Below are 24,287 nucleotides of genomic sequence, written 5' to 3'. Positions count from 1 at the left end.
ACCCGCGGCGTTGAACGTCCACGACGTCGAACAGCCATCCGGCACTTTAGCACCGGCCTGCCTTCACTTGGTCGGTGCTTCGAGCGTCATGGGCGGCGGCGGCTCGAATACGTTCGTGCGCGCGCTGGCGAGGCGACAGGCCAATCTCGGTTGGAAGCCGATCGTTGTCCTCAATCAAGCGAACGGAGAGTGTGAGGCGCCATCTCCTCCTATCGCGCCACCTCAGCGAAATAGTGCCACGCTGGACGTGCGCGTGCTGCCGCCCGTTCTGGGGACGGGCCGAAAAGCTTATTATGCGCGTCGTCCGGATGCCGCGCCGGGCGTTCGCGAATTATTTGCCGAGACGATGCCAGCCGTCGTGCACTTTCATACGCTCGGTCTTGCAGCGGGCATGTTGCACCTAGAGGCCGCGAAAGCGATTGGCGCTCGCACAGTCGTAACCTACCACACCGGAGGCATTTCATGCCCCCAAACCGCGTTGCTCGAGAACGGCTCTTCGCCCTGCGACGGACGTCTTGAAATTGCGCGCTGCACGCGCTGCCGGTTAGCAAATCGCGGCATGCCCGTGAGACTTGCAGATCTTCTCGCGCGGATCGAAGTCGGAGACGGCGGCGGTGGCGACGGGTCCCTCATCGGCCGCCTCATCTCGTCGCGTTCGATGACCAAAGCCTTCATCGCTTCGTTTCAATCGGCGATCGAGTTGATAGATGTCTTCCACATCCAGTCTCGGTGGATCGCTGACGTCCTTCGCCGGAACGGTGTGCCCGAAAGAAAAATGGCTTTCGTCGAAATGGGCGTCTCGCAAGATCCTGTCGCGTACGGCGATCGAACATGCGAGGCGTTCAATGCGGCGCGGCCATTGCGGCTGGTGTTCGCGGGGCGATGTAGCGACGTCAAGGGAATAGAGGCGATCCTCGCGGCCCTGAAACAAATCGATCAACGGGCGCCGGTATCGATCTCACTGCTTGGATCGGGCTGGGACTCTGATTACGGCAAGCGCCTGCTCGAGCCGTTTGCAGGAGACAAAAGACTGCTCGCGCCGCGGGTCGTTGGCTCGGAGCAAATGCTCCCCGAACTCGTCACGCATGATGCCTGCCTGGTGCCGTCGGTGTGCCTCGAGACGGGGCCGCTCGCCGTCTATGAAGCTATGGCCGCGGGGGTTCCGGTGATAGGCAGTCGCCTGGGCGGGATAGCGGAGCGAATTCGCGACAACGTCGATGGGTTGTTATTCTCACCCGGAAACGCGACGGAGCTAGCGACGATAATTGAGTACGTTCTCGCCGCCCCGAGCGAGCTCCGTAGGCTCCGCCGGAATATTCTCCCGCAACGTACCTTCGATGATATGGCGCGGGAACTCGATGCGATCTATCGGGATCGCTGAGTAAAAAGCCGGGCATATTCCCGGCACTCCCGCGGAACTCCACCGTGGCAGAAGGGTTTGCAGATCGATTGAGGCGGCCCGGATTCGTTAGGGCGGATCCGCGCACTCGAAAAGGATCTGAAGCACCCATGTCGCGTGTCGTCGGCATCGACCATATTTCCGTCCGAGTAAGCGATTTCCCGAAATCGAAGGCCTTCTACAGCGGGCTCTTTGAATTTCTGGAATTCGAGGTGTTGGACGAATACGAAGACTCGATTGGCTGGACGAACGGGAAAACGCGATATTGGATTTCCCAAGCCGACGCCGTAGGGCGAAAGCACAAGCATAGAACGGGCGACGTAGGACTGCACCACTACGCGTTCCAGTTACGCAACAGAAAAGACGTCGATGAACTCCAGACATACTTGAAGAAACACCACGTCACGATCGTGGATCCTGCCGATGAGTATTACGACGATTACTATGCGGTTTTCTTTCTCGACCCCGATGGCATCAAGCTCGAGGGCATGAAATACGGCGAAAAGCACGAAAAAGCCGAGATGAAACATGGGAGTAATGCAGCGGCCAAGAAATGAAGCCGCTATGCTTGTTCGCTATTGCAGCGGGCCAGGGAACCATCCAGGATGGGAAGGCGTTTGACGGTTTGGTCTCAGCGGTCTGCGCGCGGCGGCGCGGGTTAGAACTCCAGAGAATTGCGTTTGGAACATCCTGCGGCCGAAAAGGCTACCCCAAACCAAAGCAACGTTTCGTCTTCGCAAGCTGACGGCGGAGCGAGCGTACGTGTCAGCGAAGCGCTGGAAGCTCGTCTGTTCGAAACGCGGCAACACTCTCTTGACCTCGCCGAACCGCTGTCGGCTGAAGACATGGTGGTGCAAGCGTCCGATGATGCCAGTCCCACCAAATGGCATCTGGCGCATGTAACTTGGTTTTTCGAGAATTTCGCTTTAAGGCCCCACTTGGCCGATTACCGGATCTTCGACGACAATTTCAATTACTGCTTTAACTCTTATTACGAAACGCTGGGGCCGCGTCATCCTCGTCCGAAGCGAGGTCTGCTGACCCGGCCAACGTCGGAGAAAGTCTTCGCGTATCGTAAGCACGTCGATGATGCTCTTCGTCGTCTTCTCGCGCGAAATGATATCGATCGTGACGAAGTCACCCGGCTCATCGAAATCGGCATCAATCACGAGCAGCAACATCAAGAGCTGCTGCTCACAGATATTCTCGCGCTCTTTGCATCTAATCCGCTGCGTCCCGCCTATCAGGGGCAACCCGTCGGGCTAGACACCGCCGAGCCGACGCCGCTGAACTGGACGGAATTCCCGGGCGGCATTGTGCGCATAGGTCATTCCGGCGAAGGCTATTCGTGGGACAACGAGCTCCCGTCGCACGACGCGCTGGTGCAGCCGTTCAAGCTCGCGAATAGGTTAGTGACCAACGCTGAATGGCTCGCATTCATGGAGGACGGCGGCTACGCGACGCCAACGTTGTGGCTGGCGGACGGCTGGTCGGCAGTCAATAGAGAGGGCTGGGAGAGCCCGCTCTACTGGGAGAGGTCAGACGGTGGCTGGTCGCAGATGTCGCTCCAGGGATTGCTTCCCGTCGCGCACGCCGAGCCCGTTACGCACGTCTCCTATTACGAGGCTGATGCCTTCGCGCGGTGGGCAGGCAAGCGTTTGCCGACGGAATTCGAATGGGAAGTCGCAGCCAACTCGACTTCCAAACAGATGGAGAAGTCGCAGGGCGTGCTGCGGCCACAAAGAAGCGATGCCTCGCAAGGTGCCGGGCCGAAGCAGCTTTTCGGCCAGGTCTGGCAATGGACGGCAAGCGCGTATCTTCCCTATCCGGGGTATCGGCCGCCGGCGGGTGCGATAGGCGAATACAACGGAAAATTCATGGTCGGACAGCACGTCCTGCGCGGGTCGTCGTGCGCAACGCCGTCCGGCCATTCGCGCGCGACGTATCGCAACTTCTTTTATCCCCATCAGCGCTGGCAGTTCCTCGGCTTGCGCCTCGCGGCGGAGGTCGAGTAATGCGTCACATGCCAACGCTTGAAAGGTTGCCGGCAAGCGATACGACGATTTCCGACGACTTCGGGCTGAGCGTCATCGAAGGATTGTCGCAAACGCAGAAGACACTTCCATGCCGCTATTTTTACGATGCACGCGGTAGCAGCCTGTTCGAAGAAATTACGCACCTTCCTGAATATTACCCGACGCGGACAGAGATCGGAATCCTCCAAACATGTGCTTCGGAGATCGTTGAGGGATTTTCCGGCGGCGACGTACTTCTCGAATTTGGTTCAGGCTCGAGCGTCAAGACCGAGATCCTTCTCGACCGCGTCTCTGATCGCGTCGTCTATGTTCCGTTGGATGTTTCCGAAGCGGCATTGGCTGACGCCGCAGCACGCTTGGTCGAGCGCTATCCCGCGCTCGAGATCCGGCCGATCGTTGCCGATTTTTCAAAGCTGGTGGCGCTTCCAGACGAATTTTCGAATTCGCGCATAACAGGATTTTTTCCGGGATCGACCATCGGAAACCTCGCGCCAAAGGAAGCGGTTGGACTGCTGTCGAACTTCAGGAAAGTTCTGGGACAGGGCGGACGACTGATTATCGGCGTCGATTTGAAGAAAGATCCGCGCGTCCTTATCCGCGCCTACAATGACGCGGCCGGTGTCACCGCCGACTTCAATTTGAACCTGCTCGTGCGCATCAATCGCGAACTCGGCGGCACTTTCGATCCGGAAGCATTCCACCATAAGGCACTCTATAATCCGCGCGCAGGCCGCATCGAAATGCATCTCGTGACGGATCGCGCGCAGGACATCATGGCTTGCGGCCGTCCGTTTCATTTCTCGCCCGGCGAAAGCATCCACACCGAGAATTCATATAAATATACGGTTCCGGAGTTCCGCGATCTTGCCGAGAAGGCCGGTTGGAAAGCCAGCCGCGTTTGGACCGACGCCAACAAGCAGTTCAGCGTTCACGAGCTGATTTGAGGGTCGTTCAGCGCGCTGCGCGAAACCGAATTCCCTGTTTTACTGAATTCGTACGCGCCCAGTGCCGTCAGGCGAACGCCTAAAAATGGTGTCGCATACGCTGCACTGAGCGGCCGGTTCCGTGCGTCGTGGAACTTAATGACGCGTCTAGGCATTGATGGAGGCTTATCGGCAGCAGCTCACAACACGGAGGATCATATGCTTGCGCCAGAATCGATTCTTGCCTGGATAGTTATCGGTGCAATAGCGGGGTGGCTCGCGGGTCTTCTCGTCAAGGGGTATGGCTTCGGATTGATCGGCAACATCATCATCGGCATTCTCGGCGCCGGTATCGCCGGCATTCTCGCGCAAAGCATGGGGCTTTATACGGAATCGACAGCCGGAAACATCGTGGCCGCCGTAGTCGGATCGCTCATCCTTCTCTTTGTCGTGGGCCTGGTGCGACGCGCTTAAGAACGATCGACTTGTGAAATGAAAAGCGTGCGGACGAAAGATCGGCCGCACGCTTTTTTATTCAGGCAGATCCTCGAGGCCTCCGAGACATTCAGCGCTTATCCACAACGGCCTTTTGGCAGAGCTGGAACTGACATAGCGCCGCGCCGTTTTTTCAGGAACGGGAAAGGAAAAACGCCATGACGCCGAACCTCTTGCCGCTTGAAATCATCCTCGCCCTGCAGTCGATAGCCGGCGCAATTATTTGCTGGATCCTGGTCTTCGGGTCGAAGGATGGATGATATCCGGACGGGTATTGCCTCTGTGCGCCTGTTCGACATCGTGCAAGCGGTTGAGCCGCTCGAGGATCGGGCGAGACGTCATCCAATCCATATCTTCTTGCAAGACTTCCTTCAGAGGTTCGGTCACGCGATCTTTGAAGATCTCGACCCAGTGCTTCTGACGCTCGTCAGCGAGCGCGAACTCCGGTGGCGGAAGACGCCGGTTACTCAAGTTACTCAAAATCACTGGGCAAACTCACTGCGATGTTCCAAACGGCTGCAAATTTTCAACGGGCCAAACGAAATAACCATTCGCGGCAACTCCGCGAAGGATCGGTTCCGGGTCCACACCGAAGGGCGTCACTTCCTGCACGCCCAACGGGAATTCACCTCTGAAATTCCATCGGCAAATTCCGGGATGCGGTAAGTTGCGCCCCTCGCGATCGAGCGTAACAGCGCTCAGCGTGCGAGCCGAATTGACGAATAAAAACGCCTTCCGGGCGTCGTCCTGTTCGCACTCACTCATGCCGGTTTGATCCTCTGGGTGTCGCATCGGCGCCTCTGACCGGAACCACGCGACATAGGCTGCGGCCTCGCGGCCCGCCCCCAACGTTGAGAGGAAACAAAGGATCGACGGAATTGGTTCCGCACGGACACTGCGACTGCGAGACCGCCCTCGCAACGTGACCGTGCCGTAATTAATCTTGTTCGGCCGCACGATGCTTGGCGGCTAGCCACCCGGAAATGCGCTTGGTAAGAAGGCTTCCCTCTGAAGTATCGCCAAGAGCGAGATGCCCCCGGACCCCCAAAGACTTCTTCGTACAACATATGCCTTTGGCGCCGCGGGTTTCGCGGCCCTCCTCCTTTTAATGATAGCCTCTTTCTGGCTTGCTCAGCGCACCCAGTCGACGACCGAGAATGTCTTGAAGGCCCGCGCACAGCGTACGGTTCTCGTGCGGCTGCTCTCGACGGTGCAGGACGCTGAAACGGGACAGCGGGGATATTTGCTGACCGGCGAAGATCGCTATCTCAAGCCCTACGAGACCGCCATCTCGGATATCGAGCCCCGTCTCAGAGATGTTCGCGCGGCCTTCAAGGAAAATCCGGAAGAAGGCCCGGCGATCGAGAAAATCGACGAGACGATTGACCAAAAGCTCGCGGAATTAGCGAAGACCATTAGCGCGTTCAATGCGGGCAAGTCGTCTGAAGCACTGGAAATCGTCAAAAGCGATCACGGCAAGGACCTGATGGATCAGATCCGAGTCTTGATCGGAGAAGCGTTCCAGCACGTCGATAAGAAACTGAGCCAAGGGGTCGAGCAGCAGCGGATCGACGCTGCGGCGGCTCGGCAGTTCTCGCTTTTGGCGGGTACCTTCATTCTGCTCACGGCCTTGGGTGCCATCGCGACCATCGTCAGGTATACGCGCCAGCTCGTTTCGGCCCGCAACGAACTCCAGGAACTCAACACTGGCTTGGAAAATCGGGTAGCGGAACGAACGGCCGATCTGAAACGCGCCAATGAAGAGATCCAACGTTTCGCCTATATCGTAAGTCATGACCTGCGTGCGCCGCTCGTGAACGTCATGGGTTATACGAGTGAGCTGGAAGCCAGCCTGGAGACGCTGCAGGCGTTGACCAACGATCCTCAGTTCCATGTCCTGGCGACTGCTGAAGCGGCGAAAGCTGCGGTGACGACGGATCTGCCTGAATCCATCGGATTCATCCGTACCTCGACCCAGAAAATGGATGGCCTCATAAAAGCTATTTTAAAGCTTTCACGTGAAGGGCAGCGGGTGCTGGCGCCGGAGCGGATAAACCTCGCCGATTTCTTCGATTCCGTCGCCGACAGCGTGCAGCACCGTGTCTCGTCTGCCGGCGGAGAAATTCGCATTGTGAAGCCTCTCGCGTCCATCGAGGGAGACCGCCTCGCCCTAGAACAGATCTTCGGAAACCTCGTGGACAATGCCCTCAAATACCGCGCCAAGGATCGCCCGCCCGTAATTAAGATCAGCCAGGTCTCGAACCGCTGGGGCGCCGTTGACATAGAGGTCGAAGATAACGGCCGCGGAATTGGCGAGGAGGACCGGGAGAGGGTATTCGACCTGTTCCGTCGGGCCGGACCCCAGGATCAGCAGGGGGAGGGTATAGGCCTTGCCCACGTCAGGACGCTGGTCAGAAGGCTAGGCGGTGAGATAACGATGTCATCGCAATTAGGTCGTGGCACCACATTCCGCGTGACGCTGCCGAGCAAGTTGAACATCCGGGGATAATGATCCAATGACCAACAGCGGCGACGCAGTACGGATCGTAATGATCGAAGACGATGCTGGGCACGCCCGGCTCATCGAACGGAATATCCGCCGCGCGGGCGTTAACAACGAAATTATTCCGTTCACGACAGGAACAGACGCCCTGGCTTATGTGTTTGGGAGTGACGGCAGTGGCGAAGTCAGCTCCAAGAGGCATTTATTGGTGCTGTTGGACCTCAATCTACCGGACATGACGGGCGTCGGTATCCTCGAAAAAATCAAAGCGAATGAGCATACCCGCCGCATTCCGGTGGTCGTCCTTACGACGACTGACGACGAGCGCGAAATCAAGCGCTGCTACGATCTGGGGGCGAACGTTTACATTACGAAGCCGGTCGACTACGACAACTTCTCCAATGCCATTCGGCAGCTCGGATTGTTCTTTTCTGTAATACAGGTTCCGGAAACCCAGTGACAATGTCACGCTCGAAGGTCCTGTACATCGATGACGATCCTGGCATTTCGAGGCTGATCCAAAAAACGCTTGAAACGCGTGGTTACGACGTCGTGACAGCAGCGTCCGGCCCCGAGGGGTTGGAGCTTATGACGAACCAGCTCTTCGACATTGTTGCGCTGGACCATCATATGCCGGGGCATACGGGCCTCGAGGTTCTGAAAGACATCCGCACGCTCCCCGGCGCTCCACCCGTGATCTATGTTACGGGATCGGAAGACAGCCACATCGCCGTCACGGCCTTGAAATCGGGAGCCGTGGACTACGTCTGGAAAGACGTGCAGGGCCACTTTCGCGAACTGCTAGCGAAGGCCATAGCAACGGCGCTCGATCAGGAAAAGCTGCGCCGCGAAAAGGAGGCCGCCGATCAGGAGGTCCGCCTCGCGCGTGACCGGGCCGAACTATTGCTGAAAGAGGTCAATCACCGGGTCGCTAATTCGCTTGCGATCGTGGCTGGCCTCGTCGGGCTTCAACGCAACCAGATCAAGGACGCATCCGCGCGCGATCTTCTCGCCCGCGTGCAGGCAAGAATAATCGCCATCGCCAGTGTCCACCGCCGCCTTTACACGTCGCCGGACGTTCGTAGCGTCGATGTATGCGATTACCTGGACGGCTTGGTCGAGGATCTCAAAGCCGCGATGGCCGATGAGGGGCGGAACCATTCCATTCGGCTTGATTGCACCAAACTGCTTCTTCCGACCGACAAGGCCGTTTCGCTCGGGATCATAACAACCGAGCTTGTCACGAACGCCTATAAATATGCGTACCCGGAAAACCGCATGGGCGAAATCCGCATCATTGTCACCGCGGAAGGTGGCCGGGGCTCGCTCGCGGTCGAAGACGATGGCGTGGGGCTGAATGCGCAGGCGCCGAGCGGCACTGGCCTCGGTTCGAAAGTTATTGCCTCGATGGCAACGAACCTTGGTGGAGAGCTGCAATTTACAGCCGGAACGCAGGGCACTCGCGCCACGCTTTCCTTTCCCTTATGAAATCCCGGTCATCGAATGCCGGTTATGAAATCATAGCCGCCAATACGCGCTCTACATCTTCGAAGATGTAGGGCTTGGCGATCATCGGACGTTGCTTGAAGTCCTTCGGCAAGGAGTCAGTGCCGCGCCCCGTCGCGAATGCGAATGGAACCGCCGCTTTCGCAAGTTCTTCCGCAACCGGCGTACTCTCCTGCCGTCCGAGCGCGCAGTCGAGAATTGCGCAATCCGGGCGGCCGTCATTCAACAGCGAGAGCGCGTGCTCGACGGTCGCCGCAGGCCCGACGATCTCGTGCCCCAGCTCTTCGACATACATCCCGAGAATCTCTGCAATCAGAGCCTCGTCCTCGACGATCAGAATTCGCGCCAAACTGTTCCGCTCTCGCTCGGTCGGCCCCGGGCCATCTCGGAAGAGAGTGCCGAAGGCGAGTTCATTTATGATTTGTCCGTCTTGGCGGCGCGGAGCCGCTTGGCGTCTTGGAGGTCGACCAAATTCCGGTTTTGCAACTGCTCGCTACGCGCCTGTAACAAGCTCTGCATCGCCCGATCGAGTTCCGCCATCTGATACGGCTTTTGCAAGGTGATGAACTGGCCTTGCGCTTCTTCCACGCGCTTGTTGGAACCGCTTGCGAGTATGACGGGAAGGCCCGGCCAAGTCCGGCGGATGTATTTTGCGAATTCCAATCCATCCATGGCGCCGGGCATCATGATGTCGCTGAAAACGAGATCGAACGCTTCTTCCTCGAGGAAGCGCAACGCGTCTTCTGTATTGCTGGCCAGCTGAACCGTATGACCGAGTTGCATGATGAGTGCGGCCGTAACCTCGGTAACGTCGGGATTGTCTTCAATGACGAGAATACGTGCCTTTCCGCGCGGGCCGGGCTGATCCTTTGTGGCCTCAGCCTTCTGAGCTTCCGGGAACGCGCGCGGCAGGTACATCGTCACCCGCGTCCCGACTCCAACTTCGCTGTCGATTGCAACCCTACCGCCGGATTGGTGCGCGAAGCCGTAAACCTGCGAGAGGCCGAGGCCCGTCCCTTTGCCGGACGCCTTGGTCGTGAAGAACGGATCGAACACTTTTTTGATGACGTCCTTGGGGATGCCCGTGCCCGTGTCGGAAACGCTGAGCGCAACGAATTCGCCTTGCGGGTCTTCCGGACTTCCCTTCGCTGGGAGCGTGACGTTTTCAGCCGAAATAGTGATGCAGCCACCCGGGCTCAGCGCATCTCGCGCATTCAGCACGAGGTTCATGATTGCGAGCTCAAGCTCGTTCGGGTCCGCCATCACACTCCAGGTGTTGGGCGGCACCGCACCGATGAGGCGCGTGTTGGCGGGCAGCGAGGTGGCGAGCATGGACTGTAGACCGGGCAGGCGCTCCGCGAACGAAACGGGCTGAGGCTCCAGCCGCTGCATGCGTGAAAAGCCTAGCAACTGTCGCGTGAGGGAAGCACCGCGTTGGACGGTCGCCTCGATGCTCTCGATCGCCTTGCTGCCCCGGGGCTCTGTCACTTGCGACTTGAGGATGCGGGCTTGCCCGCCGACGATCGTCAGCAGATTGTTGAAGTCGTGCGCGATGCCACCCGTCAACTGTCCTAACGCTTCCATCTTTTGCGCATGAGCCAGTTGCTCCTGGGCGAGCTGGAGGGCGATTTGCGCATCGCGGCGTTCGGTGATGTCGCGCGTGATCTTGGCGAACCCGATGAGATGGCCGGTTTCGTCGCGAATGGCATCGAGAACAACGTTCGCCCAGAACCTCGTGCCGTCTTTGCGAACGCGCCAGCCTTCGCCCTCGAACCGGCCCTCGTGGGTGGCCGTATGGATCGCGCGGGCCGGCCCCCCGGCCAAGCGATCTTCCTCGGTATAAAATCGGGAGAAGTGACTGCCGATAATTTCCTTGGGGCTATAACCCTTGATCTTTTCGGCGCCCGCATTCCAGCTAACGACGACGCCGTTCGGGTCGAGCATGAAAATGGCGTAATCGATAACGGCCGAGACCAGCATGCGAAACTGCCGCTCGCTCTCGCGCAGCGCTTCCTGCGCGCTTCGGCGCTCCGTGATGTCACGCGTGACTTTGGCAAATCCGACGAGATCGCCGGCTTCATTGCGAATGGGTTCGATGACGACCGAAGCCCAGAAACGGCCGCCGTCTTTGCGCAGACGCCAGCCTTCGGTTTCAAATTTGCCTTCGGACCGGGCGGTCTCGAGCGCGATTGCGGGAAGGCCGCGCGCGCGATCCTCTTTCGTGTAAAACCTGCTGAAGTGGGTGCCCACGACTTCCTTTGCGGGAAAGCCCTTGATGCGAGCGGCGCCTGCATTCCAGTTGGTAATCACCCCGCTCGGATCCAGCATGTAGATGGCGTAATCGACGACGCTATCGACGAGCAAATGGAAGCGCTGCTCGCTCTCGATGAGAGCTTTATTGCTCTCATACTTGTCGGTGATATCGCTGGTTACTTGGCCAAAGCCGATGAGCGTTCCCGTGTCATCCCTGATCGCTTGAATGACGGAGAGGGCCCAGAACCGGTTTCCGTCCTTGCGAACCCGCCAGCCCTCGGCCTCGTAGCGCCCGGCGTCGCGCGCAATGGAAAGGATATTCTGCGGGAGACCCCGCCGTTGATCTTCCTCGGAAAAGAAGCGCGAGAAGTGCTGCCCGATGATTTCCGGCTCTTCGTAGCCCTTGATCAGCCGGGCACCTGCGTTCCAGGTGGAGACGAAGCCATCCGGATCGATCATGTAAATTGCATAATCGCTGAGCGACTTAACCAGCAATTCGAATTGCCGGCCATGGTCAAAATGACGACGTATGGCAATATCGGATGACGACATCTGGGACTAGACTGCTCCGATATACGACTGGGATTTCCTGAAGAGGAATGTAACTTTGAACCGTACCATAGGCTACCGCGAGCCGGGAATACTTTTTGCTGCGTCGAACTCTGAGCGGGTTTATAGTAAGTACCGGTTAAATCTCATGATCTCCCTCCCATGTTTTGTCGCGGACCACCTTTGATGGGTATACGAGCCTGCTATCGTCTCTCGGCCGCCGGTGATCCCGATGACGGACCGGACGGGTCTTTATATCCATCACCGGCTGCGTCCCGTTTGCGAGACCTTCCTTATCGGGTCGAGCTATGGGATCCGGCAAAAGCGACCGTCGAGCTTGTTCTGGCCATGACGGTTAGTGGCAGTATCGGATATGCTGCGTATCACGCGGCAACGGTCGAATTTCCAGACCGCTATATCGTCCTCAGGCACAATGATGCCGTGCTATCCCGATGGAACGCTCCAACCCATTGATAGAGGATAAGAAGCGTCGGTCGCTATCTTTCAATCTCAGGACTTTGACGGCCGCGGCGCATCGAGCAGCAATATTGCGCCGACGGATCGTTTGAGTTTAATCCGTGGAGCACGCCTTTTGCTGGAACTGATTTGGCGCCACGCCGTTTAGCGTTACGCGCGTGGGAGAACGGCAATCGAACTGGCGCCTGCAGGAATGGGTGAGGGCCTCACACAGAGTTCGATACTCGTTGTGGAGGATGAGATCCTTATTCGGCTGCACTTGGCAGAGGAATTGCGGGCCGCCGGATATGCGGTCGTAGAAGCAGCCGACAGTCGTGAAGCGATGACCGTGTTGACGAGCCGCGATGATATTGGGCTCGTGCTGACGGATATACGCATGCCGGGCAGCATCGATGGCGTGGCCCTTGGCCGTTGGATACGCACAAGATTCCCGGAGATCAAAATCGTGCTCGTCTCTGCAGAGTTCTATTCCGGGAATTTCAAAGAGTTCGACGGCGGTTTCACGAAGCCGGTTCGCATCGACGATCTGTTGCGTCGCGTGCGGCAATTGCTACCCCAGGCGGAACACGGCGGTTCGCGCGGTCGTTAAACGCGGGTGAAACCTGAAGCCAAAACCCCCGGCCCCGCAACGGTGTTGATCGTTGAGGATTCCGTGCTGATCCGGATGCCGATCGCGACTTACCTGCGCGATTGCGGATACCGGGTAATCGAAGCCGCGAGCAGCGACGAGGCTTTGCTCGTTCTGCAGCACCATACGAAAGTCGATGTTCTGTTCAGCGACGTTGAGGTGGCTGGCGCCGTCGACGCATTTGGTCTTTCTCAATGGGCACGGAAAAACCGTCCGGAGATAAAAGTCGTTTTGGCGGGTTCTCCGAAGACCGCCGCGAAAGCGGCGGGCAAGCTCTGCGAAGAGGGCCCCAATCTTACAAAGCCCTACGAACCCGAAGCCGTTGAAGACTATATTCGCCGGTTGTTAGCCCTTCAAACCATCGGCGAGTCGTCCAGCTAGCGGCACGCATGAGTATCCGCCGAACGAACGATTGTTTGAAGCTTCGACTTTTTCAGCGAAACTAAAGCATCCACTAACCCGACGCGGTATTTCTAAGCGCTGGATCTTTGACAGCGTGGAGGAAAGGGACGTGGACACACCGAAAAATCTATACCGCTATCGCTTGGAAAAAGAGCCGGCCACCCACGTCAAGCCGGGCGGAAGCACGCGCGAAGCGTCCGCGAAGCAATTTCCAGTCAGCCAGGGAATTGCCGGAGTCTCGATGCGGCTCGCCCCGGGCGGTATGCGGGAATTACATTGGCACGCCAATGCCGCCGAATGGGGATTTGTCGTCAAAGGCTGCGTCCGCACCACGTGCCTGCATCCGGATGGCTCGTCGTACATCGATACATTCAATCCGGGCGATGTGTGGTATTTTCCACGTGGATATGGCCATTCGATCCAATGTCTCGGCCCAGGCGAATGCCATTTCATTCTCATCTTCGATAACGGATATTTCTCTGAAGATCACACATTCAGCATAACTGACTGGTTATCGCGAACCCCGGCCGGGATCGCCGCGCAGAGCCTCGGTGTCGGTGCCGACGTCGTCGCTAAGCTCCCAAAAGGCGAAGTCTATTTCGCAGGCCCTGGCCCCATACCAAATGATGTTTCGCCGTATGCAGCCCCTCGTCATGATCCGGCGCTATTGAGCACGCATCGCTATCCGCTCATGGCGCAGCAGCCGCGGCGTTCTCCCGGCGGCGGCACGCAGCGCACGGTGACCGTCGACGAGTTCCCCATCTCCGCCACGATGGCCGGCTCCGTCCTCGAAATCGAACCGGGTGGTATGCGTGACCTTCACTGGCATCCGGGCGCCGACGAATGGCAATACTATCTCGAAGGATCGGCAGAAATGGCGGTGTTCCTGGCTGAAGGGAGCGTCGTCATGAACGAGTTCGAGCAAGGCGATGTCGGGTACGCCCCGATGGGGACCGGCCATTACATCAAGAATACGGGAGGCGGGCTGCTGAGGGTCCTCGTCGGATTCAACAATGGTCGCTATCAGGCCAATGACCTGTCCGCGTGGATTAGCTCGAACCCGCCCGACGTCATATCGACGAATCTCGGTCTTCCGATGGATGACGTCAGAAAGCTACCCACGGCCGAGCACTTCTTTGTGCGTGGCACAGCTTGATCAATCGCTTCACAACGGTGGATGACTGTATCATCGCGCCTTGCGAACGATCCTGCACGCGCTGTAAATGCAATTATCAATGGGCTAACGCGGCGAATCTCACATGACATTTTTTACCGACTATTTCGAAGCAATCGACATCATCGCGATTATCGCGTGCGTTGCGCTGGTCCTTGCGGCGTTTGTCCGGCGCGAGAATATTTGGCTGGGCATCCTCGCCGTTGTCGTTATCTTATGGGCCGTGACCAGAGTCCTCCACATCGTCTAAACGGCCTTATCTACGAAATCAGTGGAAGGATCGCAGTGCGGCGAGCTGAGATCTGGACTTTGCTTGCTCGAAGATGCAACTCGACAAAGCCTTTTGACGGCGATCGAATATTTCGAGGAGCTGCATCGAAAGAATGTTAAAGGCCGTGCGGGCCGGGCACCTTCGAGACAGAGCGCATGCCGAACATCGTCGACCGAAGCCTTTACACGATGCCGCGCGTGACCGTCGCGGTGTGTGCGCACAATCAAGCGGCGTACGTCGAGGCAGCCCTGAATTCTGCCTTCAACCAATCTTACGAAAATATCGAATTTGTCGTCGTCGACGACCACTCTTCGGACGGAACATCGGACAAAATCCAAGAGTTTCTCGACGCGACGGAAATGAATGTGAAATTCATCGGGCGCAAAAGTAACGGCGGCCAGATGGCTGCAATGCTCGACGCCTTGGAGGCATCGACCGCTCCGTTTATCGTTTGGGTCGATGGCGACGATCTGCTGAAGCCCGATTTCGTCAAAACGCACATCCGGTATCATTTGAATGCCACGGCTGGATGCGCCTTTACGAGTTCGAATATGGCGGTGATAGATTTTCGCGGCCAAATGATTTCTGGCGTAGTTCCCTTTCTGTCGAACAGCTTCGTTTTCAGACCGAAAGGCAGAGATATCGAAATTTCTCCCCTCTCCGAGCGCGATGAGGAGCAGACTGCGGTTCTGCTTCCAAAGGCATATCGGAATTGGGCTTGGTCGGCGACGTCGGGCATGATGTTCCGAACGTCAGTGATAAAGCTCATCCGTCCCGAGCGGCCCGAGGCGATCAGAATATCGGCCGACAACTATTTCGCGCGCTTTGCGCACGTCGTGGGGGGGTCGTTGGTTATCCCGACTGTTCTCGGATTCTACCGGTTGCACCCCAACAACAACTTTTCGCGGTTTGAAATCCTGGGCGATCAGATCAAAGGCGCCAAGAATCCCGCCCATCAAATCGACGCTATGAATGAGGAATTCGCGAAGGTGTTGGCGCGCGAACCCGCAATTATAACTTCATGTATCGATCCAAAGGAACTTTATAAGATCGTCAAAAAGGTCGGGACCTCGAAACCGAGCATGGGCCTTTTGCTCCAAAACAAAGTGCTTTGGAAAGAAATGCCGTTACGTAAGAAAATTGCTTTGGTCGCGCGGAACGTCCTTCTGTCCTTTCGGGGCGCTCGCGTTGACGCTCAAAGCCCACGCGTCCGCAACAAGCTCTTCCAGGTTTTTGCTTGGAGATGAAGCGCTGAAGGCCGCCCACGTTTGGCTGGCAAGATGACGCGCCAAAGCGACAAGAAGTCTCTTGCCCGCTTTGATGTGAGCGATCGGGTGCTATAACTTTTTTCCATCGGCCACCTCTGGGGCGAGCGCTTTGTTGTTCCGCCCTCTGGCCGAGTATCGTCAAAGTTAAACTGCGCTAGAGGATATCGCTTGGACTCGATCAACACCCGCATCGCCAAAGAGCTTAACGTTCAGGTTGCCCAAGTAACGGCAGCCGTCGAACTCCTCGGCGATGGCGCGACTGTGCCGTTCATCGCACGCTACCGCAAAGAGAAGACCGGCGGCCTCGATGACACGCAGTTACGCAAGCTCGAAGAGCGCCTTGGATACCTGACCGAACTGGAAGGCCGGCGCACGGCTGTGCTCAAGAGCATCACCGAGCAAGGAAAGCTCACGCCGGAGCTCGAACGCGCACTCCGCGCCGCCGATACCAAGGTTGAACTGGAAGATCTCTACGCACCGTTCAAGCCGAAGCGGCGAACCAAAGCGCAGATCGCGCGCGAAGCCGGACTTGAACCGCTGGCTGACGCGCTGATCGCCAATCCGTCGCTCGATCCATCGAAAGAGGCTGAGAAGTTCGTCGCTGCCGATAAGGGCGTGAGCGACGCCAAGACGGCGCTGGAGGGCGCGCGGTCCATTCTGATTGAGCGAATGACCGAGAACGCCAAGCTCGTCGGCGATCTGCGCCAGTGGCTTTGGTCGACAGGGCTCGTCACGTCGAAAGTGCTGAAAGGCAAAGAGACCGAAGGGGCCAAATTTTCCGATTATTTCGATTTTCGTCAGGCTGCCCGCCAGATCCCGTCGCATCGCGCCTTGGCTCTTTTGCGTGGCCGCAACGAAGGATTTCTCGACCTCGATCTCGACGTCGAATTGGCGCCGGGGCAGGCGCATCCCGCCGAAGCAAAAATCATGACGGCGTTCAACATTGCCGAGCGTAATCGCGCCGCCGACAAATGGCTGATCGAAACGGCCAAGCTCGCCTGGAAAACGAGATTGCATGGCTCGCTTGCAGCCGATCTTCTGGCGCGCATGAAGGAAGACTCCGACACCGCCGCCATCGGCGTCTTCAAGACGAACCTCAAGGATCTCTTGCTGGCGGCCCCGGGAGGAGCGCGCGTGACGATGGGGCTTGATCCGGGCATTCGCACCGGGGTCAAGGTCGCCGTCGTCGATCAGACCGGCAAGGTTCTCGATACCGCGACCGTCTATCCGCACGAGCCGCGCAACGACTGGAACGGCGCGCTGGCTACTCTCGCCGCGCTCAGCATGAAACATAAGGTCGATATCATCGCCATCGGCAATGGAACCGCGAGCCGTGAAACGGACAAGCTTGCTGGCGACCTCATGAAGAAAATGCCCGATCTCAAGCTCACGAAAGTGATGGTCTCGGAAGCGGGCGCGTCGGTCTATTCCGCATCCGAGATCGGTGCACAAGAGTTTCCGAACCTCGATGTTTCTCTGCGCGGTGCCGTCTCGATCGCACGCCGTTTGCAGGACCCGTTGGCGGAACTCGTCAAGATTGAACCGAAAGCCATCGGCGTTGGCCAATATCAGCACGACGTCAACCAGACCGAGCTTGCGCGTTCGCTCGATGCTGTGGTCGAGGATTGCGTCAATTCCGTCGGTGTCGATGTCAACATGGCGTCAGCGCCGCTGCTGGCGCGGGTTGCCGGTCTGAATGCAACGATTGCAAGCAATATCGTCTTGCACCGGAACGAGAACGGCGCCTTCAAGAGACGTACGGAAATCAAAAAGGTCGCGCGCCTGGGCCCGAAAGCCTACGAGCAGGCCGCCGGCTTCTTGCGCATCGCGAATGGCGCCAACCCGCTCGATGCTTCCGCAGTTCACCCGGAGGCTTACGAGGTCGTCGAGCGCATCGCCAAAGAAATGAAGCGGCCGATCAAGGCCATGATTGGCGACAGCGCTTTTCTGAAATCTCTGAACCCCAAACAGTTCGCCGACGAACGCTTCGGTACTCCGACTGTGGTGGACATTCTCGCCGAGCTCGAAAAGCCTGGCCGTGATCCGCGTCCCGAGTTCAAGACCGCCGAATTCAAGGAGGGCGTCGAAAAAATTGCCGATTTGCGGCCAGGCATGATGCTCGAGGGTGTGGTGACGAATGTGACGGCGTTCGGCGCCTTCGTCGATGTCGGCGTGCATCAAGATGGGCTGGTCCACATCTCGGAACTCGCCGACAAGTTCGTGAAGGATCCGCGCGAGGTGGTCAAAGCAGGCGACGTCGTCAAGGTGCGGGTGAAGGACGTCGATGTCGACCGCAAGCGCGTGGCGCTGACGATGAAGTCAGGAGCCATCGAGAGCCACGCGCCTGCGCGCGATCCCCGTTCTGATGTTCGTCGCTCAAACACTCCGGCGGCGAGCACGAAAGCTCCCGAGGGAGAATCGGCACTCGCCGCAGCTCTCCGCCGCGCGCGCGAATCCGGAAAGAGCTGAGGAGATCGCGCGACATTCCGCGGTTGAGGTCTTCAGCCCTGGCCTAACTCGAACTTCCTGTAGTGCTCGAGAATGAATGCCTCGAAGGCCTTGGCCGCCGGTTTGAGCCGCTCGATCGGCGGTGTCGTGACGTAATAGGGATGCGCCATTGGAACGGTTTGGTTCGTCAATCGAACCAAACGGCCTTCTCTGAGATCGGTGCCGACCGTCAGCATGTCGCCCATGGCGATCCCGGCTCCGGCGCGGGCGGCCTGGATCGTCAGGTGTGCGCCATCGAAATAGATGCCTCTCATCAGGCTTGGGATGGCGACACCGCAGCTGATGAACCAGCGAGTCCACGTATCGGTGTTGTGCTCGTGGATGATGGTGTATTCGAGCAGATCCTTCGGCCGCACATTCTTCTGATGCGCGATGGAGAGCCGCGGACTGCAGACCGGAAAAAAATCGGACTGCCCGAGCAGCGTCACGCGCCGTCCCGCCTGCTCCGCGCTGCCGTATGAGATCGTGATATCCGGATGCTCGATTGGGCTCGGTTGATGCCAGGGGCTGGTCATCATCCTTATCTTGACCCGCGGAAACATCAGGATGAACTCGCCGATGAGCTCCGCCAGCCAATTCGCACCGAGGCCCGGCACGCTGACGATGACGAGATTGCCCTCGAATTCTTGCCCCCTGAACTCTGCGATGGCTCCGGAAATGCGATCAAATCCGGTTTGAACCGCCTCTAGAAGCCGGTCGCCTGCGTCGGTGAGCTTCATCGGGCGCGTCGTGCGATCGAAGAGAACGACGCCGAGCTGGTCTTCAAGGCCTCTGATGTGATGGCTGATCGCTGCGTGCGTTACGCCAAGTTCGTCGGCGGCCAAAGTGAGGCTCTTGAATTGCGCGGCGGCCTCGAAAGCTCGGAAAGCGTGAAGGGGCAGTCGCGATCTCTTCATCTGCCTAATCTCCGGGCATCGACGAAATGTGCCTGCATAGTTTCCCTGCAGAACGCACATTGTAAGTTCAGCTTACACAAGACGGATATTTTTCTCAATTGCAGCAAGTTCATTTGCATTTAGCCTGCCCATGAAGAAACGCCGATGGGACGGGACAATGCCAGCAGACGGTCATTTGAATGAGACGTTGACGAAGGAGCAGGGGGCCAAGAGCGGCGACGCGCAACCCCAGTGGGGCATCACGGCGCAAACCGGCGTTCTCACAGATGTCCTGCTCGGAAAGCCCGACTTTTTCGAATGGACCAAGCTCAACGCAATTTCTGATGTCGCTCAGGAAAACCAGGAGCGCATGGGCTACGTCTTCGACAAGCAGAAGGCTATGCGTCAGCACCGTCAGATGGTCGACATCTACGAGGCGAATGGCGTCCGCTGTCACTTCGTTGAAGCCGACGAGGGCCTGAAGGCGAGCGTATTCACCCGCGATTCGAGCTTCATGACGCCATGGGGCGCCGTCGTCGCAAGCATCCAGACGCCGCCGCGTCGCCGCGACTATGCCGTCGTCTCCGAATTCTACCGCAACGCCGGCATTCCAATTTGGAAATGGGTGACGGCCGGACATTTCGAAGGCGGCGATTTCGTCATCCTGAAGCCGGGCGTCGCTCTTCTTGGCTACTCCGGCAGCCGCTCCACTAAGGAAGGCGCTGAGCAGGTCGCGGGCTGGATAAGAGATAAAGGATGGGAAGTCTTCGTCGTGCCCATACCGCACCAGTTCGTGCATATGGATGCCGTTGTCGTGATGCTCGAGAAAGGTCTCGCGTTGATCTGCGAAGACGCACTACCGGCATACGCCCTCGAGTTCATCAAAACGAAGCACGGGATCAAATCCATTCGCGTCGAATACGCTGACTGCGTCCAGCTTGGCGGCAATCTCGTCAGCTTGGGCAACAAGCGGGTGCTCTCGATGGCACATAATCTCAACGTCAACGCGCGCCTGAAGGACGAAGGTTTCGAGGTGTTCGCTGTTGACTACGATATGTTTGCGCTCGGCGGCGGCGGTGTCCACTGCTCGTGTCATGAGCTGAGACGACTGCCGGAATGAGGCCGGCGCGAGCTAGCACGCAAGTCTAACGCAAGGGTCTTCGAAAATCTTGGTGACGAGGGGGACAGATGAAGTCGGATACTGCAAAGCCTGATGGTGTAACGCGCGTTCTGCAATACGCCTCTCTCGATCGCCGTCAGTTGCTGAAAGGCGCCGCTGGTCTCGGGGCTGTGGGGGCGGCAGGATTGCGCAGCGGCACGGCATCTGCCGCCACCGCGCTCAAGTACCTCGGTTGGGAGGGATATGATTCATTTCTGGCCGCGGGCGATTTCGGCAAGTCCGACGGTTTGACCTTGCAAAAGACGTTCATATCGAGTGCCGACGAGGTCATCGCAAAGCTGCGGCTCGGATCATCCCAGCTCGACATCTGCACGCCCTACTTCATTCACGATGGCTTTCTCGCCGAACAGGGAATGCTGGAGCCGATCGATCTCGCCAAGATCCCGAACTTTTCGAAGATCAACGCCACGATCCTCCGCTATTGCGAACCGAACATGAAGGTGAAAGATCATTGGTACGCGGTGCCGATGACCTATGGCTCGATCTGCATGCTCTACAACGCAGATCTCGCGGCCACGCCGACGTCGTGGACGGATATGCTCAAGCCCGAATACAAAGGGAAGTGCGCGATCACCGCTGACTATGTCGGCAACATCTTTGCTTGGGCACGCGTAGCGGGCATCGAGCAGCCGAACAGGATGACGAAGGCCGAGCTGACGAAGGTCACCGATCTTCTGATCGATCTCAAACGCAATCACTTGCGCACAATTGCGCCAAGCTACGGTGATCTGGTCCAGCTTCTGTCGAGCAAGGAAGTGGTCATCAGTCAGGGTTGGGAGCCCGTACCGACCTGGGTAGGTGAGGCCGCGAACATCAAGGTCGCCTATCCCAAGGAAAAGAGCATGGGCTTCATCGAGGGATATGCCATCGGCAAGGGCGCTGCGCACGTCGATGAGGCGCACCGCTTCATCAACAATGCCCTATCGAAGGAAGGACAGCTCGCCGGTGCGACCGCGAACTCGATGCCGGTTGTAACCGATGAAGCTATGCAGGCGACGGACGCAGCGAACAAAGCCATTTACGACTACGACCATCTTGACGACTATCTAGCCCAAAAGACGATGATTGTTCCGATGTATCCGCTCGAGAGCAACGGCGACTTGGCAATCTGGGACAATTATCAGGAAGCATGGGAGAAGGTGCTCAAGAGTTGATGTTGTCTGCAAGTGAGCACACGCCGCTATTGCGACTAACCGGAATTTCCAAGTCCTTCGGTACCCAAGTGGCGCTTCATCCGCTCGATCTGTCGGTCGCTCGCGGAGATTTCGTGGCGCTGCTTGGGCCTTCAGGTTGCGGCAAGACCACACTTCTTCGTGTCATCGGAGGCTTTCTTAGGTCCGACCAGGGAAGGGTAGAGATCAACGGCGCGGATGTGACGGATCTCGGTCCCGAGCAACGGCCGACGAACATGGTGTTTCAAGGATACGGGCTCTTTCCCCACATGACCGTGCGGGAGAATGTTGCCTATGGCTTGAAGATCGCGCGCGTTCCGGCGGAGAAGCGGAACCAGGCCGTCGGCGAGATACTCGAAATGATGCACATTTCCGGGCTGTCCGACCGACTGCCGCGCGCGCTTTCCGGCGGCCAGCAACAGCGCGTCGCGCTGGCGCGCGCACTCGTCATGAAGCCGAGCGTTCTTCTGCTGGACGAGCCGCTGGCCGCACTCGATCTGCAACTCCGCAAGTCGATGCAAATCGAATTGCGCAATCTTCATCGCGAGATCGGCGGCACCTTCATCTGCGTGACCCACGACCAGGGTGAAGCGATTGGGCTGGCCAACCGCGTTGCCGTGATGAACGCGGGGCGGATTGTCCAGGAGGGAACACCGGAAGATATTTATCAGCGCCCGTCGAACGCCTTCGTTGCGGGCTTCGTCGGCGAAAGCAATATTCTTTCACTGACGCGGCAATCCGGAAGCTGCCGATTGGCGGACAATATCATTCCATCGTCCGGGCCTGATGGCACGGTCGCGATGATGATCAGACCCGACGACATAAGCTTGGTTGAGGTCAAGCCGGCGGCCGAGATCTCGCTATACGGACAACTCACCGACGCCGTCTTCATGGGTGACCATGTGAAGCTGATCGTTGCGGCGGAGACGGGCGATACGCTGACGGTGCATCGGTCTCGTCAGGAATGGCAGAGCGACCCGCTCGAAAGTGGCAAGCGAGTGTTTGCGTCCTGGTCGCGCGACGCCTGCCATATTCTGGAACAGTCATGAGCAGCGTACGGTCGCGAGATGTGGCAGCCGTTGCACCCTCCTTCCTCGTCTGGACAGGATTTTTCTTCGCGCCGATCCTCTATCTCTTCGTCGTCAGCTTCTGGAGCGTTCGCCAGTACAAACTCGTCACAGACGCGAGTTTCGACAATTATCTTCTCGCAGCCGGCGAATATCGTCACGCAATCGTTTTCACCTTGGCTCTCGCCGCACTCGTCGGTGTCGTGACGACGGTATTCGCGTTCGCGATGGCCTACATGATCCGCTTTTATGCCGGCCGCTTCGGAAATGTCCTGCTGTTTATCGCATTGACCACCCTGTTTGGCGGGTACCTCGTCAAAATCTACGCGTGGAAGGGACTGCTCGGTTCGACGGGCATCATCAACCAGGCGCTGCTGGCCGCAGGATTAATATCCGAGCCGATCTCGTGGCTTCTCTATAGCCCTTTCGCGGTCGTCATAACGCTGGTGCACTTCCTGCTGCCCTACGCGCTCCTGCCGATCAATGCCGCGCTCCGCGGCGTCGACGATGCGCCCATCGAAGCCGCGCGCGATCTCGGCGCGCCCCCTTCAAGAATTTTGATCGACGTGATCCTGCCCCAGTGCGAGCGGGGCATTCTCACAGCGTTTGCGCTCGCGTTTTTCGTCAGCGCTGGGGATTACGTCACGCCGCAACTGGTCGGCGGAACGGATACGTTCATGATCGGAAACTTCATTCAGAGCCAGTTCGTCAACCGCATGAACGCGCCGGTCGGCGCAGCCCTCGCGTTTGCCACGCTTCTGATGACGCTGCTCGTGGTGGCGCTGCTCTCGCTGCTTTACCGGCGCATATTGAAGGCGTGCGCAACATGACGCTGCGCGCCGCCTGTTGGTTGACATTTGGGATCTTATCGGCGGCGTTTCTCGTCGCTCCGCTCGCGTTGGTCGTCGCATTCTCGTTCGGTGAGAACCCGCACGCGACGCTGCCGTTCGGCAATCCCACGCTGCAGTGGTATCGCGAGCTCTTCGCCGGAGACGACTTCCTGGCCGCGCTCCAAAACAGCGCGATCGTAACATCCTGCGTCGGCCTGCTGTCGGCGGTCCTCGGAACAGCCGCCGCCTTCGGCTTTACCGCCCTCGATCGGAAGTTGTCGCGATTGGGCGCCCAATTGATCTCGCTTCCCGTGATGCTGCCGCCGCTCGTGCTCGCGTTGGCGCTCGCCACGGCATTTTCGGCGACCCGCATCCCGTTGGGACTTGGCACCGTTATCCCGAGCCATCTCATTTTCACCCAGCCGTTCGTTATCCTGATCATCTACGCGCGCTTGACCGCGTTCGACCGTTCCCTCATCGACAGCGCCCGCGATCTTGGCGCTTCCTCGCTGCAGATCTTCTTCACGATAACGCTGCCGCTGATCGCGCCGAGCCTCATTGGCGCGACGCTTCTCTCGATGGCAATCTCGCTCGACGATTTCGTCATCACGTTCTTCACGATCGGCGGCGGGATGACGTTGCCCACCTTGATCTGGGGAATGCTGCGAACGCACCTGGACCCGACGATCAACGCGCTCGGCACGCTGGTGCTCGTCCTGACGCTCGGGCTCAGCGTCATCGCGTTCAAACTCACGCGCTACAAGGGCTGAC

General features: G+C 58.3%; 23 protein-coding genes. 19 read left to right on the top strand and 4 right to left on the bottom strand.

From position 1 onward, the window contains the following. The first annotated feature begins 10 nt into the window (after nt 1-10). The 5 genes from BM399_RS12320 to BM399_RS12300 all read left to right on the top strand — a co-directional run bounded on the left by BM399_RS12320 (nt 11) and on the right by BM399_RS12300 (nt 4,832). Nucleotides 11-1,381, top strand: coding sequence for a glycosyltransferase (locus BM399_RS12320; protein ID WP_143117819.1), 1,371 nt, complete (start codon nt 11-13; stop codon nt 1,379-1,381). A gap of 128 nt (nt 1,382-1,509) precedes the next feature. Beyond that, nucleotides 1,510-1,956 (top strand): VOC family protein, encoded by a 447-nt coding sequence (locus tag BM399_RS12315; RefSeq protein ID WP_092867969.1) that lies wholly within the window; start codon nt 1,510-1,512, stop codon nt 1,954-1,956. A gap of 123 nt (nt 1,957-2,079) precedes the next feature. Continuing rightward, nucleotides 2,080-3,414, top strand: coding sequence for an ergothioneine biosynthesis protein EgtB (egtB, locus tag BM399_RS12310; RefSeq protein WP_092867968.1), 1,335 nt, complete (start codon nt 2,080-2,082; stop codon nt 3,412-3,414). Next, nucleotides 3,414-4,379, top strand: a complete 966-nt coding sequence (gene egtD / locus BM399_RS12305) for an L-histidine N(alpha)-methyltransferase (protein ID WP_092867967.1) — start codon at nt 3,414-3,416, stop codon at nt 4,377-4,379. The genes egtB and egtD overlap by 1 nt, the downstream gene beginning before the upstream one ends. 198 nt (nt 4,380-4,577) lie before the next feature. Then, nucleotides 4,578-4,832 (top strand): GlsB/YeaQ/YmgE family stress response membrane protein, encoded by a 255-nt coding sequence (locus tag BM399_RS12300; RefSeq protein WP_092867966.1) that lies wholly within the window; start codon nt 4,578-4,580, stop codon nt 4,830-4,832. Nucleotides 4,833-5,072: 240 nt separating this feature from the next. Here BM399_RS12300 and BM399_RS12295 read toward each other — a convergent pair whose 3' ends face one another. Beyond that, on the bottom strand, nt 5,073-5,339 hold the full coding sequence (locus BM399_RS12295) for a hypothetical protein (protein ID WP_092867965.1): 267 nt from the start codon (nt 5,337-5,339) through the stop codon (nt 5,073-5,075). Nucleotides 5,340-5,961: 622 nt separating this feature from the next. Between BM399_RS12295 and BM399_RS12285 the strand changes: the two genes are divergently transcribed. The 3 genes from BM399_RS12285 to BM399_RS12275 are packed head-to-tail and all read left to right on the top strand — an operon-like array spanning nt 5,962 to nt 8,844. Next, entirely contained in the window at nt 5,962-7,362 is a 1,401-nt protein-coding gene (locus BM399_RS12285; protein WP_177228148.1) for a sensor histidine kinase, read from the top strand. A gap of 7 nt (nt 7,363-7,369) precedes the next feature. Then, on the top strand, nt 7,370-7,816 hold the full coding sequence (locus tag BM399_RS12280) for a response regulator (RefSeq protein ID WP_177228147.1): 447 nt from the start codon (nt 7,370-7,372) through the stop codon (nt 7,814-7,816). A gap of 2 nt (nt 7,817-7,818) precedes the next feature. Beyond that, nucleotides 7,819-8,844 (top strand): response regulator, encoded by a 1,026-nt coding sequence (locus BM399_RS12275; protein WP_092867962.1) that lies wholly within the window; start codon nt 7,819-7,821, stop codon nt 8,842-8,844. Nucleotides 8,845-8,866: 22 nt separating this feature from the next. Here BM399_RS12275 and BM399_RS12270 read toward each other — a convergent pair whose 3' ends face one another. Then, nucleotides 8,867-9,211 carry a response regulator gene (locus BM399_RS12270; protein WP_210186966.1) on the bottom strand — a complete coding sequence of 115 codons (345 nt, stop codon included), beginning with the start codon at nt 9,209-9,211 and terminating at the stop codon, nt 8,867-8,869. A gap of 65 nt (nt 9,212-9,276) precedes the next feature. Then, nucleotides 9,277-11,610, bottom strand: a complete 2,334-nt coding sequence (locus BM399_RS12265; RefSeq protein WP_244531207.1) for a hybrid sensor histidine kinase/response regulator — start codon at nt 11,608-11,610, stop codon at nt 9,277-9,279. A 724-nt stretch (nt 11,611-12,334) separates the two neighbouring features. On the opposite strand from BM399_RS12265, the gene BM399_RS12260 reads away from it, so the two are divergent. The 6 genes from BM399_RS12260 (at nt 12,335) to BM399_RS12240 (ending at nt 18,353) form a co-directional block, all read left to right on the top strand. Continuing rightward, on the top strand, nt 12,335-12,730 hold the full coding sequence (locus BM399_RS12260) for a response regulator (protein ID WP_092867959.1): 396 nt from the start codon (nt 12,335-12,337) through the stop codon (nt 12,728-12,730). Between the two features lie 6 nt (nt 12,731-12,736). Then, a complete protein-coding gene (locus BM399_RS12255; protein ID WP_244531206.1) occupies nt 12,737-13,150 on the top strand; it encodes a response regulator in 414 nt (137 codons plus the stop codon). 130 nt (nt 13,151-13,280) lie between these two features. Further along, entirely contained in the window at nt 13,281-14,327 is a 1,047-nt protein-coding gene (locus BM399_RS12250) for a cupin domain-containing protein (protein ID WP_092868211.1), read from the top strand. A 103-nt stretch (nt 14,328-14,430) separates the two neighbouring features. Then, nucleotides 14,431-14,595 carry a hypothetical protein gene (locus BM399_RS21200; protein WP_177228146.1) on the top strand — a complete coding sequence of 55 codons (165 nt, stop codon included), beginning with the start codon at nt 14,431-14,433 and terminating at the stop codon, nt 14,593-14,595. 176 nt (nt 14,596-14,771) lie between these two features. Next, nucleotides 14,772-15,863: a glycosyltransferase gene (locus BM399_RS12245; protein WP_092867958.1), complete on the top strand. Its 1,092-nt coding sequence runs from the start codon at nt 14,772-14,774 to the stop codon at nt 15,861-15,863. 189 nt (nt 15,864-16,052) lie between these two features. After that, entirely contained in the window at nt 16,053-18,353 is a 2,301-nt protein-coding gene (locus tag BM399_RS12240; RefSeq protein WP_092867957.1) for a Tex family protein, read from the top strand. A gap of 32 nt (nt 18,354-18,385) precedes the next feature. On the opposite strand, the gene BM399_RS12235 is transcribed toward BM399_RS12240, so the two are convergent. Then, the gene (locus tag BM399_RS12235) at nt 18,386-19,288 is read right to left on the bottom strand and encodes a LysR substrate-binding domain-containing protein (RefSeq protein ID WP_177228145.1); all 903 of its coding nucleotides are present in this window, start codon (nt 19,286-19,288) and stop codon (nt 18,386-18,388) included. Between the two features lie 157 nt (nt 19,289-19,445). Here BM399_RS12235 and BM399_RS12230 point away from each other — a divergent pair, with 157 nt between their 5' ends. The 5 genes from BM399_RS12230 to BM399_RS12210 all read left to right on the top strand — a co-directional run bounded on the left by BM399_RS12230 (nt 19,446) and on the right by BM399_RS12210 (nt 24,286). Continuing rightward, nucleotides 19,446-20,387: a dimethylarginine dimethylaminohydrolase family protein gene (locus BM399_RS12230; protein WP_244531205.1), complete on the top strand. Its 942-nt coding sequence runs from the start codon at nt 19,446-19,448 to the stop codon at nt 20,385-20,387. 68 nt (nt 20,388-20,455) lie between these two features. Next, nucleotides 20,456-21,601: an ABC transporter substrate-binding protein gene (locus BM399_RS12225; protein ID WP_092867955.1), complete on the top strand. Its 1,146-nt coding sequence runs from the start codon at nt 20,456-20,458 to the stop codon at nt 21,599-21,601. Next, nucleotides 21,601-22,668 carry an ABC transporter ATP-binding protein gene (locus tag BM399_RS12220; protein ID WP_177228144.1) on the top strand — a complete coding sequence of 356 codons (1,068 nt, stop codon included), beginning with the start codon at nt 21,601-21,603 and terminating at the stop codon, nt 22,666-22,668. The genes BM399_RS12225 and BM399_RS12220 overlap by 1 nt, the downstream gene beginning before the upstream one ends. Continuing rightward, complete coding sequence (locus tag BM399_RS12215) at nt 22,665-23,516, top strand: ABC transporter permease (protein WP_177228143.1); 852 nt, start codon at nt 22,665-22,667, stop codon at nt 23,514-23,516. The genes BM399_RS12220 and BM399_RS12215 overlap by 4 nt, the downstream gene beginning before the upstream one ends. Continuing rightward, nucleotides 23,513-24,286, top strand: a complete 774-nt coding sequence (locus tag BM399_RS12210) for an ABC transporter permease (RefSeq protein WP_092867952.1) — start codon at nt 23,513-23,515, stop codon at nt 24,284-24,286. The genes BM399_RS12215 and BM399_RS12210 overlap by 4 nt, the downstream gene beginning before the upstream one ends. Nucleotide 24,287 lies beyond the last annotated feature (1 nt).

This window comes from Hyphomicrobium facile (genome assembly GCF_900116175.1).
GTDB lineage: Bacteria > Pseudomonadota > Alphaproteobacteria > Rhizobiales > Hyphomicrobiaceae > Hyphomicrobium_B > Hyphomicrobium_B facile.
Note: the sequence above shows the minus strand (reverse complement) of the source record. Positions and strands in the feature narration are given on the sequence as shown.